The 4133-nt window shown below is 72.8% G+C and carries 2 protein-coding genes and 1 pseudogene; 2 read left to right on the top strand and 1 reads right to left on the bottom strand.

Annotated features, from left to right (window positions below):
- Positions 1-650: 650 nt before the first annotated feature.
- Positions 651-1796, top strand: a pseudogene (locus AAH979_RS42560) (glycoside hydrolase domain-containing protein); the annotation flags it as partial.
- Positions 1797-1828: 32 nt separating this feature from the next.
- Here the strand turns inward: AAH979_RS42560 and AAH979_RS42555 are convergent.
- Positions 1829-2908 carry an NAD-dependent epimerase/dehydratase family protein gene (locus AAH979_RS42555; protein ID WP_346263792.1) on the bottom strand — a complete coding sequence of 360 codons (1080 nt, stop codon included), beginning with the start codon at positions 2906-2908 and terminating at the stop codon, positions 1829-1831.
- A 477-nt stretch (positions 2909-3385) separates the two neighbouring features.
- Here AAH979_RS42555 and AAH979_RS42550 point away from each other — a divergent pair.
- Positions 3386-4133 (top strand): cellulose-binding domain-containing protein (locus AAH979_RS42550; protein ID WP_346263791.1); only part of this gene is annotated, 748 nt, incomplete at its 3' end.

Here is a 4133-nt window from a genome sequence, read left to right as displayed (position 1 = left end):
GGCTAGCGGTCGGCGTCGATATCTGGTAGGAATTTTCCAAACATCGCGGCTGCGAGTAAGGATTCCTCCAGGAGGCTCGGATGAAGAGAACCATGGCGGGCCTGACCGGCCTCGCCGCCGTGGTCGCCGGCTCGACGATGGCGGTCCTGCCGGCCCGGGCCGGCCTCGTCGAGGGCCCGATCGCGCCGGAGGGCAGCCGGACGGTCAGCTACCAGGGATACCGGGTCGTCGTGCCGGAGAGCTGGCAGGTCGTCGACCTCGCCGCCCGACCGCACGCCTGCGTCCGGTTCGACCGCCCCGCCGTCTACCTCGGACATCCGGGCGACCAGGCCGAGTGCCCCGCCCGACTCGTCGGGCGGACCGCGGGGCTGCACCTCGAACCGATCGACACCCGCTCGGCGGACCGGCTGCCGGCCGCCACCGTCACCACGGCCGGCGCGGCGACCGTGGCCGCGCCGCCGTCCCGGAACGACGCGATCCAGGTCGCGGTCCGGGACGCGGGTGTGCTCGTCACCGCCGTGCACACGCCGCTGACCGAGGGCCTCGTCCGGCGGATCCTCGCCGCCGCGACCCTCGGACCGGACGCGGTACCGCTGGCGCCGTCCGTCCTCGGCGCGCTGACCCGACCCGCCGCCCCGGTCGCCCCGCTGGCGGCGGCCGGCCCGCAACCCGGCACCTTCCTCGGCCGGGGCTTCGACACCTGTGCCGCCCCCTCCCAGTCCACCATGAACGCCTGGCGGGCCAACTCGCCGTACCGGGCCGTCGGGATCTACATCAGCGGGGCCAGCCGCTCGTGCTCCCAACCGAACCTGACCGCGACCTGGGTGACGAACCAGACCAACAACGGTTGGCGCCTGATCCCCATCGAACTCGACCGTCAGGCCCCGTGCGGCACCCGGACGCCGAAGATGTCCAGCGACCCGGCCACGGCGCGATCCCAGGGCGCCAGCCGGGCGACCAGCGCGGTGAACGCCGCACAGGCCCTCGGCATCCTCGCCGGCAGCACGATCTACAACGACATCGAGCACTACCCGTCGAACGCGTCATGCAGGGCCGCCGTGCTGTCGTACCTGTCCGGCTGGACGGAACGGCTGCACGCGCTCGGCTACCTCTCGGGGATGTACTCCAGCGGCTCGTCCGGGGTCGCGGACCTGTGCGGCGCGTACAACGACCCGGCCTACACCCGGGTGGACCAGCTCTGGTTCGCCTGGTGGAACGACGCGGCGAACCTCGACGCCGGCCCGTACTGCCCGGCGGAGTACTACGCCAACCACCAACGGCTGCACCAGTACGCCGGTGACGTCTACGAGACCTGGGGCGGGGTGCAGATGCGGATCGACCGCAACTACCTCGACGTCTCCGCCGACGGTGGCGGCCAGCCGCCGGTCTGGAGCAGCATCGTCGACAACAGCACCGCCGGGCGGTTCACCGCCAGTGCCAGCTGGGGAACGTCCACCTACTCCAGCCAGCGGTACGGCGCCGACTACCGCTTCGCCGACCCCGTCCTGGCCAGTGACGTCGCCTGGTACAGGGTGAACGTCCCGGAGACGGCCAGCTACGAGGTCTCGGTCTGGTACGCGGCCAACCCGGACTACAACGACGCCACCCCGTTCGTCGTCGCCACCACCAGCGGCAACCAGACGGTACGGGTGAACCAGCGCCTCACCGGTGGCCAGTGGGTGTCGCTCGGCGTCTTCACGCTGGCCGCGGGGGACGGCGACCGGGTGGGTGTGAGCCGGTGGACCAGCGGCACCGGCTACGTCATCGCCGACGCGATCCGGGTCACCCGGGTCTGAGTCGCGACGCCGGCGGGTTCCGGCGGGTTCGGTCAGGGGCGTTCGCCCACCCCGGTGCCGGCCTCGGCGAGCCGGCCACCGTTCAGCCGGGGCGTCAACGGTGCCGTCGGCATCCCACCGGTGGTGCGCAGCCCGTGCAGGAACTCCTCGATCGCCTCACGGGCGGTGTGCCGGGGTGTCCAGCCCAGTTCGGTCCTGGCCCGGGTGGTGTCCATGACCGGCAGCCGGAGCACCGCGTCGAGCAGGTGCGGGGAGGCCGGCACCAGGTGCAGGTGCCAGGCCAGCGCGAGTGCGGCCCGGACCGGCCCGGACGGCAGCCGTACCGGGCGGGCCCGCAGGATGTCGGCGAGCAGCCGCCCGTCGACGACCGGCTCGGCGGCCACGTTGAACGCCCCGCGCACGTCGCGCAGCACCGCCAACCGGTACGCCTCGGCGGCGTCCGCCGAGTGCAGGGCCTGGAACCGCAGCCCCGGCAGGTCGGGGAGCACCGGTAGGATTCCCGGCCGCACCAGCCGGCCCGGCAGCAGCGGACCGGTGAAGAGTCGACGCTGCTGGCTGGCGGATTCCCGCTTGAAGATGAACCCGGGCCGCAGCCGTACCACCCGCACCTCCGGATGCCGCTGCTCGAAGGCGTCGAGGACCCGCTCCAGGTACGCCTTCTCCCGGGTGTATCCGGCGATGGGCCAGCCGTCGGTCGGCCAGCTCTCGTCCACCGGCCGGTCCTTCGGCCCCGGCGAGTACGCCCCGACCGACGAGGCGTACACCAGCGCCGGTACGCCGGCCCGGGCCGCCGCGGCGAAGACCCGCCGCCCGCCGACGGCGTTGACCCGCCAGGTGGTGAGCGGTCGGTGCGTGGGCTGGAAGAGCCAGGCGAGGTGCACCACCACGTCGGCGCCATCGAAGATCTCGACGAGGTCGGCGGCGACGATGTCCGCCTCGGCCCACTCGGTCTTCGGGGCCCGCCACCGGGGTGGCCGCCGCGCCACCCCGACGATCGTGCCGACCGCCGGGTCCCGGCCGAGCGCCTCGACCAGACTCGTCCCCACATTGCCGGTCGCGCCGACCACCACCACCCGCAGCCCCGACCCGGTGCCACCCCGTGCCGGCGTCACCGGTCGGCCCCGCCGTCCCGGCCACCGACGACCCGCCGTACCCCGATGATCCGCCGACCGCGTCGGCACCCGGCCACCCGAACGTTCATGGCGGTAGCCGTTCCCGGGCGGCGGGCGGGTAAACGTCGATCGCGCCGACAAACCGGAGATCCGGCGTCGGTTGCTGGCGCCCAGGATCCGGGTGGGGGTACCCCCGTCCCACCGGTGCGATATGCATCTACCTGCGTCAATTCCGATTTCGGCAGGACCGGCCGATGCGCGTTGACAGTCCCGACCCGGCCAGTAACATAGATGTATATCAATCGATGGTGATACACCGGCACCCCCGCCGGGGTCACCCGCCCGGCCGCTCCGGTGACCGGTGCGGCTCGCGCCCGCCACCGGGCGGGCAAGCCCCGGTCCCCGCCGTCCGGCACACCCGCCTGCCGGGGTCCACGTTCCCCGTCGATCCATCCACCATCGTTCGGAGGACCAGCAATGCGCCTACACCGTCCCCGGTCCCGGCTGTGGTCAGCCGTGACCGTGGCAGCCGTGGTCGTCGCCAGCGGAGCGGCGATCACCGTCGCCGGACCCGCGGCGGCCGCCGCCGGCTGCGGCGTCACCTACACGGTCGGCTCGCAATGGCAGGGCGGCTTCACCGCGACGGTCACCGTCACCAACGTCGGCGACCCGATCAGCTCCTGGACGCTCACCTGGAGCTACGACGCCGGCCAGCGGGTAACCCAGGCCTGGAACAGCACCGTCTCGCAGAGCGGTAGCCAGGTCACCGCCCGCAACGCCACCTACAACGGCAGCATTGCCACCGGAGCGAGCGTCTCGTTCGGCTTCAACGGGTCCTGGAACGGCAGCAACCCCGCGCCGACCAGCTTCGCCGTGAATGGCACCGCCTGCACCGGGGCTCCCGGCCCCAACCCCAGCACCGGACCGACGACGCCACCCAACACCCCGCCGCCGACCTCGGCGCCGCCGCCCGGCAACCCCACCTGGGGCACCGCGCTGCCACCGGCGGGAGCGGAGACCAGCCGGGCGTACGACCTGATCGCCACGGCCAACGAGAAGGGGTACCTGCCGAGGTCCGGTGAGTGCTCTGTCGAGATCCACGCCCGATACTGGACGTACGGCCCCGACGGCAAGGTCTACCCGACCTGGCACCCGACCCGGGATCCCAGTGGCTGCAACTTCGGTCACGAACACGGTGACGACCCGCGCACCTCGGACCTGTACG

Source organism: Plantactinospora sp. ZYX-F-223 (assembly GCF_039649625.1).
In the GTDB taxonomy this organism is placed as follows: domain Bacteria; phylum Actinomycetota; class Actinomycetes; order Mycobacteriales; family Micromonosporaceae; genus Plantactinospora.
Note: the sequence above shows the minus strand (reverse complement) of the source record. Positions and strands in the feature narration are given on the sequence as shown.